At 43.4% G+C, this 14,180-nt stretch carries 12 protein-coding genes and 1 pseudogene; 4 read left to right on the top strand and 9 right to left on the bottom strand.

The features are described from left to right. Positions 1-23 precede the first annotated feature (23 nt). Both RMZ95_RS13615 and RMZ95_RS13610 read right to left on the bottom strand, forming a co-directional pair. The gene (locus RMZ95_RS13615) at positions 24-221 is read right to left on the bottom strand and encodes a hypothetical protein (RefSeq protein WP_322683020.1); all 198 of its coding nucleotides are present in this window, start codon (positions 219-221) and stop codon (positions 24-26) included. A 233-nt stretch (positions 222-454) separates the two neighbouring features. After that, complete coding sequence (locus tag RMZ95_RS13610; RefSeq protein WP_322683068.1) at positions 455-1,033, bottom strand: DUF3611 family protein; 579 nt, start codon at positions 1,031-1,033, stop codon at positions 455-457. Between the two features lie 597 nt (positions 1,034-1,630). Here RMZ95_RS13610 and RMZ95_RS13605 point away from each other — a divergent pair. Next, positions 1,631-1,978 (top strand): PadR family transcriptional regulator, encoded by a 348-nt coding sequence (locus RMZ95_RS13605; protein WP_289798053.1) that lies wholly within the window; start codon positions 1,631-1,633, stop codon positions 1,976-1,978. 52 nt (positions 1,979-2,030) lie between these two features. After that, positions 2,031-2,561 carry a cofactor assembly of complex C subunit B gene (locus RMZ95_RS13600; RefSeq protein WP_322683019.1) on the top strand — a complete coding sequence of 177 codons (531 nt, stop codon included), beginning with the start codon at positions 2,031-2,033 and terminating at the stop codon, positions 2,559-2,561. A gap of 451 nt (positions 2,562-3,012) precedes the next feature. Here RMZ95_RS13600 and RMZ95_RS13595 read toward each other — a convergent pair whose 3' ends face one another. Next, positions 3,013-3,330 (bottom strand): DUF3155 domain-containing protein, encoded by a 318-nt coding sequence (locus RMZ95_RS13595; protein ID WP_041566316.1) that lies wholly within the window; start codon positions 3,328-3,330, stop codon positions 3,013-3,015. 287 nt (positions 3,331-3,617) lie between these two features. Here RMZ95_RS13595 and RMZ95_RS13590 point away from each other — a divergent pair, with 287 nt between their 5' ends. Continuing rightward, positions 3,618-4,970 (top strand): ATP-binding protein, encoded by a 1,353-nt coding sequence (locus RMZ95_RS13590; RefSeq protein WP_322683018.1) that lies wholly within the window; start codon positions 3,618-3,620, stop codon positions 4,968-4,970. A 25-nt stretch (positions 4,971-4,995) separates the two neighbouring features. Here RMZ95_RS13590 and RMZ95_RS13585 read toward each other — a convergent pair whose 3' ends face one another. The 3 genes from RMZ95_RS13585 to RMZ95_RS13575 all read right to left on the bottom strand — a co-directional run bounded on the left by RMZ95_RS13585 (position 4,996) and on the right by RMZ95_RS13575 (position 7,806). Beyond that, positions 4,996-5,883: an aldo/keto reductase family oxidoreductase gene (locus RMZ95_RS13585; RefSeq protein ID WP_322683017.1), complete on the bottom strand. Its 888-nt coding sequence runs from the start codon at positions 5,881-5,883 to the stop codon at positions 4,996-4,998. 126 nt (positions 5,884-6,009) lie between these two features. After that, a complete protein-coding gene (locus RMZ95_RS13580) occupies positions 6,010-6,840 on the bottom strand; it encodes an SDR family oxidoreductase (protein WP_322683016.1) in 831 nt (276 codons plus the stop codon). Then, positions 6,841-7,806 carry an NADP-dependent oxidoreductase gene (locus RMZ95_RS13575; protein WP_322683015.1) on the bottom strand — a complete coding sequence of 322 codons (966 nt, stop codon included), beginning with the start codon at positions 7,804-7,806 and terminating at the stop codon, positions 6,841-6,843. Positions 7,807-8,102: 296 nt separating this feature from the next. Here RMZ95_RS13575 and RMZ95_RS13570 point away from each other — a divergent pair, with 296 nt between their 5' ends. Continuing rightward, positions 8,103-9,023, top strand: a complete 921-nt coding sequence (locus RMZ95_RS13570; RefSeq protein ID WP_322670961.1) for an AraC family transcriptional regulator — start codon at positions 8,103-8,105, stop codon at positions 9,021-9,023. Between the two features lie 410 nt (positions 9,024-9,433). Here the strand turns inward: RMZ95_RS13570 and RMZ95_RS13565 are convergent, their stop codons facing one another. The 3 genes and pseudogenes from RMZ95_RS13565 to RMZ95_RS13555 form a co-directional block, all read right to left on the bottom strand. Further along, positions 9,434-10,675 (bottom strand): S-layer homology domain-containing protein, encoded by a 1,242-nt coding sequence (locus RMZ95_RS13565; protein WP_322683014.1) that lies wholly within the window; start codon positions 10,673-10,675, stop codon positions 9,434-9,436. A 416-nt stretch (positions 10,676-11,091) separates the two neighbouring features. Further along, a pseudogene (locus RMZ95_RS13560) lies at positions 11,092-11,721 on the bottom strand (S-layer homology domain-containing protein); the annotation flags it as partial. A gap of 1,640 nt (positions 11,722-13,361) precedes the next feature. Next, positions 13,362-14,081: a conjugal transfer protein TrbI gene (locus tag RMZ95_RS13555; RefSeq protein WP_322683013.1), complete on the bottom strand. Its 720-nt coding sequence runs from the start codon at positions 14,079-14,081 to the stop codon at positions 13,362-13,364. Between the last annotated feature and the right edge of the window lie 99 nt (positions 14,082-14,180).

Below are 14,180 nucleotides of genomic sequence, written 5' to 3'. Positions count from 1 at the left end.
AAAGCAAGCATTTAAATTTAGTATTATTCTGATTTTGTAGATTCCTGAGTGTTTGCAGGTGAGGCTAGCCAGTAGGCAAGTACGCCTGATAAACCACTCCAGTAAACTGCCTGGTTTTGGCTATTATCGCGTTCCAAAAAGATTAGGGAACTACATAATCCAATCATCAATGTGCTAAAAAGTACTTGTATACCAAACTTCCATATTTCTAGTTTTTTCATAGTGTCAGACCTTCAATAAAAATTAATTCACCTTGATAACGGTTCTAATATCACTCTTTAGATGGGTGCTAACGTAAGAAACTGGTATTATTCTTCACACAGTAATTTAATAATTTCGGAAAAGTACAATCAACATATTTGAATTATTGCCATACAACTTTTGAAAAAGAGGAGAAAAGAAGTCAAAAGAATTGCTGATTTTTGACTATTACCTTTTCTTCTGACTCCCTTTTCTACGGTCGGTTAATGCGATTGAGTAACCAAAGTGACGCCACCAGCCCTGCAAAGTGGGCTGAGACAGTGTTGGTGTTTGCCTGTACTACAAGCATATCTAGACCGCTAATAATCCGGGTAGGGTCAAAAAATTGGGTAGTTATCGCTTGCGGAGATATGGATCGTGCTACCAGTGTTCCAACGATCGCTTGCGCTCCCAAAAGAGTCACTAGCGTTCCTCCTAAATTCACCCACACACCTAAGCGTAATACTTGCACAGTCTCGCTTTTCCGAGGGCGGTTGCTGGGATTGGAGGATTCCAATTGCTTGCCAATTCTCGTGTAACGGTAAGCTAAATAAATCCCCCCACCTAAAACAACCAGTCCACAAATTGCTAAAAATACGCCAAAGCCAGTCCCAGGATTATTACTAGGACTGCCAGTTCTTTGATTAAAGATGGCGAACAGCAGCACAATTATGCTAGAAACAACGCCTAGTACTAGCTGAACCCAGAAGCTAATCCAACCTGTAAGGCGAAAAGTTTGGGCAATTGCCCTAAGAGTTGAGGAAGATGATGGGGCATCGGGAGTTTGTGACATAGCGATCGCTAATATGCTGGGTGCTTGATAAAGGAAGGCGAAGAGGAGAGGACGAAGGGAGTTTAGCGCCTTCTTTGATAAATTTACTATCACACTTGTCAAATAAGACAAAAAATTCTGCGATCGAGGAAATCAGAAATGATTACTGTTTAAGTATGTCTACCGACGTAGCAGTTCGATCTCAGATATATCCCTTAGCTTAAGATTTTAGAATTTGCATTGGGAAAATCACTGTAAAACAAAGTGTTTATTAAGCTTTACAGACAAAATAGCATTTTACCTGTAAAATTTCTTCGATGGCATTTTATTGCTTAAGCAGCTCGGCATCAGTTAACACCAAGATACTGAGTCTCTCACTGTCTGTTCGCTCCTCACCACACCGTATCGAGCTTGAGTGGGGGTACATTGTTTTGTGCCCCTAAAACTCGCAAACTCGCCCCACAACTTCACAGGCGTGGGTAATTGTTTGATGTTTACGCAATAGATATCTAGTCTAAGTAGCTTTATATGTATTACTCGCGTAGTAGTAGCACTGTATACTAGCTACAAGGATTGTAGACTTTACCCTAAGGCATTTTTTTTAGCCATTCACTAACCATGAAACTTGAGGATATATATCAATTTTTTGAGAATCCTCCGCCAACTTACCTTTGTCAAGAACTAGCAGTTTGTTACATACTGTCTGTTTTATTACAAGGTGAATCCTACGGAACCGAGTTGATTGAGCAATTAGAAACTGAGTATCCCGTCTATCGGCTTTCAGATACCGTACTTTATAGTGCAATCAAATTTCTAGAAGACCAAAAGGCAATCACTGGATATTGGAAGAAACTCGAAGGACGGGGGCGCCCCAGGCGGATGTACCAAGTTTCTCCTGAATGGCAAGTTCAAGCTCAGGATTTAGCTTTTCAATGGCTTGACTACATCAACGGGAGGAAAAAGTAACGAATCATTGATAATGAATAAGTCTCCTCCAGTCAAACACTAACAATTAGTTATGGATACTGCTATTCTGCCATCTACCTTCCTGCTAACCTTGTTGTTATCGGTTGGGCTGTTTTTCTTTATTCGTGCCTCGACTAAAGACCGCACAGAAATAGCCCACCTAGTATCTGAGCAAGATGAAGCTGTTTTAATGTCTCAATTAAAAGAGTATTTTCGATCGCGGTCTTACCGAGTGGCAACGGTAGACCGAGAACAAAATCAGGTAATTTTTGAAGGTAATGTTCGTCCCAGCTGGTTCTTAGCCATATTTCTAACTTTCCTAGCAGCGACTGGCATTGTTTGTCTATCTCTGGTGACATCCCTGCTTTTTCCTAGCCTGAGTACCCTTGTTCTGGCGATGGTACTGCTGTCGCCTTTAAGTGGTCTATTTTATTGGAAAAAATCTGGAAGACTTGAGAAGGTATCGCTCAAAGTAGAAACAACTCAGAGCGAACAAACCTCCTCAAGTAAGATTGCTGTAGTTGCCCATCGAGATGAACTCAGCGAGTTGCAGAGGACTCTACAGCTCAAGCCTGGGAAATAATTGTTGATTGTTGCGACCATCTCTTAACTATGATATGCAGACTTCTGACCTAACCTACTATGCAGGCAATGGAAAGTAGTCAGGAGAAAATCAAGACTGCTGCTTTGTCAGTTTTCCCCACGACCAAAGTCGTGGGGAAAAAATTTAAATTCATTAACTTAAATTCATTGACAGAGCAAGCTTTAACCATCTACGGCATAAGAGCGCAACTTCACTCTTCTTTTTAGACGCGCTTGGCTCTATACCCACTCCCTTTTGCATCATCAAATTAGTATCAATCCATGCAATCTAGCATGGTTTGAAACAGCTTCACTTTCCAACTACCTGGACTAGATTTCCTGGCAAATCAGCTACAAACTAAAAAAAAATTAAATTTTGCATAAACTTAGCAATTTTGCCAGTTAATAATAGTCAGGAGCCACATTCAATGCCCAAGATGACCATCTATGGTTCAACGACTAGCTAAAGCAAGAGGTTCTTGACCTGGTGAAGGTTCCAACACCCTCAAACTAGGAAACAAGAAATGGTTTTCCTCTACGTATTGAGCACCAAACAGTCCCTTTTCTGCCCAGAAATAACGATCTGTAGTGTGTTCATTTCGCTTTACAAGTAGCAACGCTGGTGGCAAAATCCCTTCAGCTTGAATGAATCTTCTCGCTGCTGTTACTGGCTTTTCTTCGCCACTTTCGATGCTATATTGAGGCACGTGTTCCAAAATACGCCGTCCTTCCTGACGACGACGACTCTTCCTTTTGCGTCTCCTTGCCAATATACTGTCCTCCTCTTTCAAGCTATAGATTGTAGTGATAGCTACAAAATCCGTCGTCATTATATAGGTTCTAGTTCAGAATATCAATAGTTTTTAACCTTTTAATATAAGAAAGTTAATATCTTTGAAACATCAAGAAAATAAAATCACCTAAGAATATAATTCCTTAGTACAAACCATCTCTTTTGAAGATTTTAGTTAAGCTTGATGAAATGAGTGAGGTAAAAATTAAGTATCCTCTCTTACATCATGCCTCAAAATCTATAATCTTGAGCAAAAGCTAAAAAATGTTAATGTCTGCCAGTTCTGATTTTCTTGCTTTGTGTCGAGAGCAAATAGCGCTACTAACCCAAGGGCTAGGAGCAACTTTAAGTATTGTGTACTTAACACAAGAATTGGTAGATACTCCTTCTGGCGATGCCAAACTGATTCCTGTGGTGATTTACCCGGAAACAGCATTATTGCTGCCAGGAGAGGAAACTATTGAAGCGACGGCATACAAGCAACTTCAACTTGGAAAGGCGTTTATATTACCCAATCAACAGGGAAGGTTATTGACAGCAGGTTCAGAATCTCCAACTTCGTCACGGGAGTCTGAGATACCAGATACGTCTCAACCCGATCTCAAAGAGGAATACCTACTTAGTGGCAACCAAATTGTTTTACCTTTGATTTATGAGGGTGTGATGATGGGGTTATTAGTGACAGGTAGGAAAGATCGGGTATGGAATGAACACGAACAAAGTCAGATTCAACGGATAGCCCAAACATTAGCGATCGCTTGTATTTTAGATCAGCGGCGAGCATGGTTTGAGCAACAGTTGCGCGAGCAACAAATTCTCCAAGAAAAACAGCGAGATTTGCTGGATAATCTATTGCATCAGTTTCGTAACCCATTAACGGCGTTACGGACTTTTGGCAAACTCCTATTGAAACGACTACGACCAACAGATGCTAACCGGGATGTGGCAAATAGTATTGTCAGAGAAAGCGATCGCCTCCAAGAATTGCTGCAACAATTCGATCAAGTAATTGATTTGACAGAGGCAGATTTAGCACCACTACATCTCCCTGAAGAAGTATTTGTAGAAGCAACTATCCAAAAAGATGCTAAACCTCCGTTATTATTACCAGGAACGGGAGATAAAGCAGTTGACTGCTCCCTAGCAGATATATTAGAACCATTATTAATATCAGCCAAAGCGATCGCCCAAGAGCGAAAGCTAAAACTAATAACTGAAATTCAAGAAAATTCATCCCTAGTACGTGCCAATGTCAAAGCATTACGAGAGGTGTTAACTAATATTATTGATAATGCTTTGAAATACACTCCCACTGGTGGCAAAATTTTGATTCAGGCGGGGCAAGAAAAAGCTAATTTTCAGGGAATAGTTATTAGTGATAACGGGCCCGGCATTCCACCCCAAGATTTAGAACATCTTGGAGAACGGCATTATCGCGGAGTACAAGCGCAAACAGAAATCCCAGGTACAGGTTTGGGGTTAGCGATCGCTAAACAATTAATAGAGCAAATGCAGGGTGAAATTGAGGTTTTCAGCCCTGCAATCAACTCTAAATTCACTTCACCCAATGCGCCAGGAACTACATTTATTATTTGGTTGCCGGAAGTTGAGAATTAGTTTTTAGCCTTGGACAATAATGTTTTCACTGAACCGCAGTTGTAGCGATCGCGTCGAGATGTGCGATCGTTTGCGGTGAAAGTTGCAGGTCTGCCGCTTTGGTGTTTTCGTGCAGATGACTAATGGATGACGTTCCGGGAATTAACAGGATGTTCGGCGATCTCTGAAGCAGCCATGCCAAGGCGACCTGCATCGGTGTAGCTCCAAGTGATGCTGCGACAGCATCGAGGGCTGACGATTGCAACGGATTGAACCCACCCAGCGGGAAGAACGGCACATAAGCAATTCCCTGCTTCGCGAGGTCGTCAATGAAAGCGTCATCTTCTCGGTGCGCTACGTTGTACTGATTCTGCACGCAGACGATTTCTGCGATCGTTTGCGCCTCTGCCAACTGCGTAGGTGTGACATTGCTCAAACCGAGGTGACGAATTAATCCCTGCTCCTTAAGTTCGGCTAAGGTCGTTAGTGGCTCTGCAAGAGAACCCTCCGATGGCCCATGAACGTCACCCATCAAGCGGAGATTGACAACATCGATCGCATCGAGTCCGAGGTTACGCAGGTTGTCGTGAATCGCTTCGGTTAGTTCCTGTGGCGACATCGCGGGAACCCACGAGCCATCTTCAGGACGACGCGCTCCCACCTTAGTAACAATTACCAAATCTTTCGGGTAGGGATGCAGTGCTTGTCTGATAATCTGATTCGTGATGTGAGGTCCATAGAAGTCGCTGGTATCGATATGATTAATGCCAAGGGCGATCGCTTCGCGCAAAACAGCAACGGCTGCATCCACATCTCGCGGCGCACCCATTACATTCGGGCCCGCGAGTTGCATGGCACCATAACCTATGCGCTTCACTGTTATTGAAGTGTTCGGCAACGTAAAAGTGCCGCCAAGGTTCGTTTGCTCAGACATATTGCTACTTTCTCCAAGAATTTTTTAGTGATTTAATGAAAGCAATTTTGTAGAGTCCATTTCTCATTGATCTCGCTGCGTGCGATCGCAGCCCTCTCTTGGCGATCGATAGATTCCTATCGCTTGTCATTGTTCGTTGCGGCTCGCGAATATTTGCTCATACTCACCGTTCCTTTCAGCAAATCGTAGTGCTTTGACACGATTAACAAGGATTTCGCCGTGGGGCGGATTGGGAGTGCTGAGAATCTGCATCACTTCAGCAATAAAGTCAGCGAGTGGCATTGCAGCAGGATCGGTCGCCTGACTAGCCCCGCCAAGCTCCGTCTGTACATAGGGTGGGGCAAGTTCAAGAACCTCCACGGAGGTTTCTTGAAGCTGAACGCGGAGCGACTGCAACCAAGAATGCAGAAAAGCCTTGCTCGCGCAATAAGTCGGATATGGACTGATGGGAACGAAAGCCAAGCCAGAGGTGGTGGTGACGATCGTTGAATGCGGTTGCTGTTTGAGAGTCGGGAGGAGTGCCGCCGTGAGGTGAAGTACACCGACAACATTAGTCTGAATCATAGACTGGATCGCAAAGAAATCGATCGGATCTGAGGTGAGGTCTTCCGTCTTAGCAATTCCGGCATTGTTGATTAGAACATTGAGTTTAGGGAACTGCTCTCGAATGCGGGACGCAAAGGCTTCGATGTCCGCCGGATCTTGAACGTCAAGTTGAATCCCGTGCATACCGGAGTGAGCGGCGGTGATTTCGTCGAGGAGATGTTGACGACGACCCGCAATGATGACTTGATTACCGCGTTGATAGAAAGCCTCGGCAAGCCCACGACCGATGCCGCTTGTGCCGCCAGTGATGAGGATGGTGTTGTCCGTGAGATTCATAAGTATTTTTCCTGCAAAGATGTCAAAATTTGTTGAGAGTAAAGTTGTTGTCAAAGCTGAAAATTCAATCAGCACTTATTCGCCGCTCACGCGCAACACGATTTTGCCCAGATAGTGCTGTTTCATCGCATCCTGCGCTTGTACCGCCTCTGACAGCGCAAATGTCTGCGCGATGTGAACTTGAAACTCACCGATACCGATCAATCGGTTAAGTTCGTCTAACAACATTGGGTCGGCGAAGCCATTTGCCTTCTTGAGTTCCACACCGTCGGGCGCTTTGGGTTCGGGCATCACGCCGTTAGGAAAGGAGACGATCCCACCCTGGCGCACCAAACTCAGCGTGGATTGAACCTTGTCGCCGCCCACCAGCACCAGCGCCGCATCGAAACCATCGGGGGCAAAAGCGCGGGCGCGTTGGGCAATGTCGTCGCTGTGTCCGTCCACTGCTTCATCGGCACCCAATTGCTTGGACAGCTCTACGCCGTCTGCACCCGATGCGATCGCGAAAACGTTTGCCCCCATACGTTTAGCCAGTTGCAGCGCCACGTGACCCACGCCGCCGCTCGCGCCCCACAGCATTAATTTGGTTTCGCTGCCTATCCCCAGCGCCTGCAAATTGTTTAGCGCTGTGATACCAGCAATGGGTAGCCCGCCTGCCATCAGCATATCGAGACCATCGGGTATCGACGCGACCGTTTTTTCAGATAGGACGACGTATTGGGCATAGCTACCGCCCTTGTCATTCATGAAGCTCTGGGCGTAAATGCGATCGCCAACAGCAAAACGCTCAACGCCGTCGCCAATGGCAACGATCGTGCCTGCACATTCGCCGCCCAGCACGCGCGGAAAGTGGACTTCGTTATACACCAGATCGCCTTCACGCTCCATTGCGTCCCAGATGCCAACTCCGGCAATCTCGATGCGAATCAAAACTTCGCCTGCATCTACCATAGGCACGGCTAAGGTGTGCAAAGTCAGCTTGTCAGCATGACCGAACTCGTCCACAGCCATTGCTTGCATTTGTTGGGGAGTATTTTGCATAAATAGGTTCTCCTGCTTATTGCTTCAGTTGTTATTGAAGAGTTCAAAGGCGTAAAACTTTTCAAAGTTTGTTTGGACGGATTGCCATTTCCTCCAAGAAGTTTTTAATTTCAGGAAACAAATGCGGCATCGTTGTTCGGACTCTTTAAGGTCTTGCTTGAGATGCTTTCATCCTACGAATTCGATTCAGAGTTTCCAATGCCTAAAACTCTTCGATCCTTGCCTAATTCTCCAGCATGGATTGCTTGAAGACATTCTATAATCGTGTAGGGCATTGAATGAGTCGAGGCTTTACCATGACTTTCGTTATCCCCAATTCTGAGGTAGTTGCAGATCGATGCGAAGCGCTGGCGGCATTAGTGGAGCGGCACACCGAACCCAATAACAACCTTGTCTATCCAACTGCGATCGCACCATTGAGCTTTTCGCGATCGAATGCGTCATCTGCCATCATCTACCAGGATTATGAACCGCGTCTGGCCATTCTCGTTCAAGGCAAGAAAAACATAGTGCTGGGAGAGGAAACGTATCCCTATGAGATCGGGCAATGTCTTGTTGTCTCAGTCGATCTCCCCATCGGTGGGTGTATCGTTGAGGCGACAAGCGATCGGCCGTATTTAGGATTAAAGCTGACCCTAGATCCAATGCAACTTTGTGAAATGGCTGCTCAAATGAATTTTAGTTCAGCGAAGAAAGAGAACTCCGTCCGAGGCTTATTTGTGAGCAACGCCGATCCCACGTTGCTTGACTGTGCCCTTCGCCTCACTAAGCTCTTAGATACGCCACAGGATATTCCTATGCTGGCACCGATGATGATTCGGGAACTCTACTACCGTCTGCTGATCGGGGAACAAAGTGAAGCCGTGCGTCAAATTGCTACATCTGGTAGCAGTATGCAGCGAATTGCTGAAGCGATCAAACGGATTAAGTCTAAGTTTACTCAGCCGATGCGAGTCGAGGATTTAGCAAAGCAGGTAAGAATGTCTACTTCGTCGTTTCATCAGCACTTCAAGCAAGTGACCTCAATGAGTCCACTTCAATATCAAAAGCAGTTAAGACTGTTAGAAGCCCGTCGCCTGATGCTGACGGAAGATTGTGATGCAACCTCTGCTGCTTATCAGGTCGGGTACGAAAGTCCCTCACAGTTCAGCCGGGAATATTCCCGCCTATTCGGTGCGCCACCGATGCGAGACATTGAACGGTTACGAACGGCTTGACTGAATAATTACTAATTCGTAATTCGTAATTCGTAATGACGCTCCTGCGTCGCTAACGCTGCGCTAATGTAATTCGTAATTAATGGTACAAGCTTACGCTAATAAAAAACGGCGTAAAAAATTTGCTTAACTTAAATTTAACGTGAGTTCGACGGCTCTAAAAACCCCACTTCCATTCCTCTCTCCCTGTGGGGGAGAGGCTTTGAAACCCTAATTTTTTCGTTGTCAACTAAAAATATTTCTGCCCCTCTCCGCCTCGGAGAGGGGTTGGGGAGAGGTTCATCGAACTCACGTTAAATTTAGTTTAAGCAATTTTCTAAAAGTTTCTAGTTTGATAAAAAACTAGCGTAAATACTAAATATATTAGTATTTACGCTATTCTTACAATTCGGCTTTAGATGTACTAATGACTATCTTAATGAAACCAATAAGTTTTGATTGATGGTCATTTGTAAATCGGTATTTGGGTCAATGGCGATTAAGTCAACACTATTCTTGCCGAAGAACAGACCAACCAACGCACCGATACCAGCACCACCCAAGACTTCTTCTGTGGCAATGGCGCGATCGCCTGTGACAGCAGATACCGCAGTTGCCGCACCTGCGCCCAATACAGTATTCTTGATAATTGAACCAACACTAGTACCCTTCTTGACGGTTTCAGTTTTGGTAATCACTTCAGAACTAGCGTTAAGTTGATACTCTTGACCATTGGTCAAAACTAGTTTCTCGGCAACGAATTGAGAACCGCCTGTAGCAGGTTTGAGTTGACCAACAACTTGACTACCAGCAGGAATCACTACAGCTCCGTCTTGCGTCACCACGTTTTGGGATACTGTCAATGTCAAGGGCGATGTTTCATCCTTTGTAACGAGAATTTTTTCTGCCTTGTCATACTTCACAGGAATAGTAGTCCCTTGGGCAATTGTCACTGATGTAGGTGTTGGGGTAGTAGATCCGACAGCCACAACATAAGGTGAGTTAATTGCTGAGGCTTGATTAGAACTAACCAATGCTTGGTAGATAAAAGCTGCTACCTGGGCGCGAGTAGCGGTTGCAGTTGGATTCAGGAAGTTCACATTTGGATAGTTCACCACAATTTTCCTTTCAGTTGCTGCGGCGATCGGGCTACGGGCATAGCTAGCGATGTTAGAGGCATCGTTGAAGTATTGCAGAGTGCTTTCGGTATTACCGCTAGGAGTATATTCCAAACCGTTAGCAAGGGAAACTAAAACCTGTTCGCGGGGAATAGCTTGATTAGGTTCAAAGCGATTACCGGGATAACCAGATAAGAAACCAATGGTATAAGCTTGTTGAATCGCGCTGGATGCCCAATAGTTGCTGGGTACATCAGCAAAATTGATTGCTGGCCGTTGCTGTGCTTTTTGGAAAGCTTTGTTAACCATCGCGGCAAATTGAGCGCGTGTCACCGGTTCTTCTGGGCGGAAACTACCATCAGGAAATCCGGCAATTACACCTCGTTGAGATAATTGTTGAATAAATTGTGCTGCCCAATAATTAGATGAAACATCAGAAAAAGTCGTTTGAGCTAAAGATGGTGAAGCTGTAATGAAAGGCGCTACAGTACCGACTGTGACGCTCAAAGCCATGAGTGCAGCTGTTCTAGATTGCCAACGATTTAAGTTAAACATTATTTTTTTGCTCCAGTTTTATTATTTTTTTTACTGTTAATTAGTTAGACATTTACTAAAGTCCAAGGTTCCTAATTTTTCTGCTTTTTGTCAAAACCATTACTTTAGTCATGCAGTCATCATTAAAACATCTATGCCAAACGAACTAGCTAATAGAAGTAATATCATCACACTATTCTCTATTAGCAGATTTCCAAAAATATAGATACGGAGTGAGACGATCTAGAGAAAGAATAGTTGCTGTTGAGTAGAAAATTTTATGGTTAAAAGTAAAGGCGATCGCACACTCTAGTTAAAGTAGCGATCGCCTATTAAATAACTATCTAAATCAACAGATTCTAATTGTGACTGATACAGGTGTTGAAGTAGTAGACCCGACAATCATTGTATAGGGCGAGTTAATTGCTAAGTCTTAACACAACATAAGGCGAGTTAATTGCCGAGGCTTGATTAGAACTAACTAATGCTTGGTAGATAAAAGCTGCTACCTGGGCGCGAGTAGCTGTTGCAGTTGGATTCAGTAACTTTACATTTGGATAGTTCACCACAATTTGCTTTTGGGCTGCTGCGGCGATCGGGCTACGGGCATAGCTAGTGATGTTAGAGGCATCGTTGAAGTATTTCAAAGTGCTTTCGGTATTGCCACTAGGACTATATTTCAAACCATTAGCGAGGGCAACCAAAACCTGTTCGCGAGGGATAGCTTGATTAGGCTGAAAGCGATTTCCAGGATAACCAGATAAGAAACCAATAGTATAAGCTTGCCCAATCGCACTGGATGCCCAATAGTTGCTAGGCACATCAGTAAAATTGATTGCCTGCCGTTGCTGGGCTTTTGGGAAAGCTTTGTCGATCATCGCGGCAAATTGAGCGCGTGTCACTGGTTCTTCTGGGCGGAAGCTACCATCAGGAAATCCGGCAATTACACCTTGCCCAGACAATTGTTGAATAAATTGTGCCGCCCAATAGTTAGATGAAACATCAGAAAAAGCAGTTTGAGTTGAAGATAGCGGGGAGCATCCCACTGCGATCGGTTTGCCTTGCAAAGGATAATTCACTGGATCGCAAACAAAACCTGCCGAATTAGCCTGTATAGATGTTCGCGTTGGCGGATTTTGTTTCTCTAGTGATTTCCAATCGTCAGAGATTTTTTCGAGAGTGGGATGCTTACTTAAAAACTCTGAGTCTGCAACAATATCGTGAGGCCCCTTAGCAGTTATCTTAGAGCTATTGAGATAGATATTATAATCATAAACAACGTTTTTGTTTTTAGTGTTGTTATTAATATTTTTGTCAGGAAAAGCATAGAGAATGTTCCTGAGAATTCTGACATCGGATGAGGTATGAGCAAATATTTGCCCCCCATTAATTTCTGGACTCTGATTATTTAAAAAAGCTGTGTTATTTACAATATCAACATGGTCGCTAAAAAATGCATGAATCCCTGAGCCACCATTATTAAATGCAAGATTGTTTTTAACTAAAGTACGTCCTTTATATACACCCAATTTTGAGTTGTCTTGATTTCTTGTACTATCGATAATAATGCCATTACCGTCTGTGATCTTTCCAACTGCAATCCAAGGGATGTACATACGATTGTTGTAAGTCTTGTTGTTGGTAACAAACATCTTGTATCCCTGGTTGTTATCAGAATTCCAATTATTCAACATCGAAATGCCACTGCAACCATAAACGCTGTACCAGGCATTATTAAATACCACATTATTATCTATTGTCACATAGTCTGCTTGAATTGCTGAAATACCTGCTCCTCCACAGTCATGCACTTTGTTGTTCAAAATACGGATGTGATGAACATGGCCATTGGTTCGACCATCAATGTTGATACAGTTTCCATTCGTCAGTGGGTTTTGTTTGTTAGTCTTCTGACTCATCGCGTAATCAAGGGTTATATTGGCATTGTTTCCCATAACCTCTAGCCCATTGATCTCGATATATGAAGCTTTATTTGAAATCGTGATCCCATTCCATGTATTGTGCTGAATTTTTGGGAAATGCGCAGGATATGCTTTATACCTAATCCATGCATTTGCAGTTCCAGAACGTATAATATTTACTACACTCCCAGCTTTGCCTGTATTTGTGTATACTCCATTCATTATCAATACTGTATCGCCAGGGTTCGTAAGGTCTGCTGCCTTTTGAATTGTTTTAAAGGCAGATGAAGTAGAAAGTCCGCTATTATTGTCGTTTCCACTACCACTAACATAGTATGTTTTCGGTGTTGAATTCGCGCTGATTAGCTCACGGCTAGATAGACTCATTTCCTTGTTAGTGGATACCTGACTGGCATTTTCAACTAAAGATACTTTTATATTGTCTCCCGGAACCAAAAGACTTAATACTACAGGAATTGCAAGATATGTGCTTAAATTCAAACCTTGAATTACCACAAGAAGAAGCTCCTCGATCGCTACTACTTAATAAAAGTATCAGGATATTCCATAATTTTGAATACTCTTTTAGATACAGAAGACAATAGAGCCAATTTTTAAATAAGTATTTAAATAAATATTCATACTGATTAAGACGATATAGAGGTGGAATAGTTGCTGTACAATAGAAATTTTTAGGGTTAAAAATAAAGGCGATCGCACACTCTAGTTAAAGTGGCGATCGCATATCAGGGATGATTAAATTCACAACTTGAATGAAGTTAAATCTAGTAGCGGGATTGTGGTACTAAATTCAAGTTAGAATTCAATGTAAGCCTTAAATCCTGTTCAGGTCTAAGGACAAATGCATTTCCTTCTTTTTTCCGCAACAGCACACTCGCACCTGCACCCGCAGCCGCACCAATAACAGGTTTTAAATCGTCAATTTTGCGATTACCAGTAATTAATGAACCTAAAAGACCAGCACCCCCACCAATAGCTGCGTCAGTTAAAACCTGAGTAGTGTTGGGCTTCTGTGATACTCTTTGAGTTGTGGTGTATGTCCGAGAAGTTGCATTAATCGACTGACGTTGACCGTTAGAAAATTCTAATTCTTGAGCGACAAATCGCACGCCTTTTCCTTGGTTATCATCATTTCTTGTATCTCTAGAATAACTATCTAAGTCAACAGATTCTAGCCGTCCATTTACTTTAGTACCAGCAGGAATTAAGACATTTCTATTTCTGTCGATAATGTCGTTCGCTATTCTCAAGGTTAGAGATTTACTTTCTCCAGGAGCGATAGTAATTGTCTCTTTTTCGTAGGTGACAGGAAGAGCAACTCCAGAAGGAATGGTAACGTTTCCGTATTGCCCAGTTCTGTTTTGATCGATTCTGTATTGAGCATTAGCAGGAGCCAAGCTGAATAGGGGGCTAATGACGGTTGTAGTAACGGCCATTGCCATAAGTGCAGCAGTTCCAGATTTCCATTGATATAGGCGAGTCATAAGAGGGTTGTCCTTTGTGTATGTGATGTATTTAATGACGAGGATTCACTGAGTTTGTTTCTGGCTGTTTTTGAACCTGTTTATGGGCGTATTCCGAAA

The sequence above is a fragment of the Nostoc sp. DedQUE07 genome (assembly GCF_034530975.2).
In the GTDB taxonomy this organism is placed as follows: domain Bacteria; phylum Cyanobacteriota; class Cyanobacteriia; order Cyanobacteriales; family Nostocaceae; genus Nostoc.
The sequence above is the reverse complement of the archived record's forward strand: the minus strand, read 5'-3'. Positions and strand labels throughout refer to the sequence as shown.

Excerpts from the sequence above, each read along its gene's own strand:
- RMZ95_RS13610 (WP_322683068.1), bottom strand. The coding sequence starts at position 1,033 with ATGTCACAAACTCCCGATGCCCCATCATCTTCCTCAACTCTTAGGGCA.
- RMZ95_RS13565 (WP_322683014.1), bottom strand. The coding sequence starts at position 10,675 with ATGTTTAACTTAAATCGTTGGCAATCTAGAACAGCTGCACTCATGGCT.
- RMZ95_RS13600 (WP_322683019.1), top strand. The coding sequence starts at position 2,031 with ATGGATACTGCTATTCTGCCATCTACCTTCCTGCTAACCTTGTTGTTA.
- RMZ95_RS13590 (WP_322683018.1), top strand. The coding sequence starts at position 3,618 with ATGTTAATGTCTGCCAGTTCTGATTTTCTTGCTTTGTGTCGAGAGCAA.
- RMZ95_RS13585 (WP_322683017.1), bottom strand. The coding sequence starts at position 5,883 with ATGTCTGAGCAAACGAACCTTGGCGGCACTTTTACGTTGCCGAACACT.
- RMZ95_RS13555 (WP_322683013.1), bottom strand. The coding sequence starts at position 14,081 with ATGACTCGCCTATATCAATGGAAATCTGGAACTGCTGCACTTATGGCA.
- RMZ95_RS13575 (WP_322683015.1), bottom strand. The coding sequence starts at position 7,806 with ATGCAAAATACTCCCCAACAAATGCAAGCAATGGCTGTGGACGAGTTC.
- RMZ95_RS13570 (WP_322670961.1), top strand. The coding sequence starts at position 8,103 with ATGACTTTCGTTATCCCCAATTCTGAGGTAGTTGCAGATCGATGCGAA.
- RMZ95_RS13605 (WP_289798053.1), top strand. The coding sequence starts at position 1,631 with ATGAAACTTGAGGATATATATCAATTTTTTGAGAATCCTCCGCCAACT.
- RMZ95_RS13615 (WP_322683020.1), bottom strand. The coding sequence starts at position 221 with ATGAAAAAACTAGAAATATGGAAGTTTGGTATACAAGTACTTTTTAGC.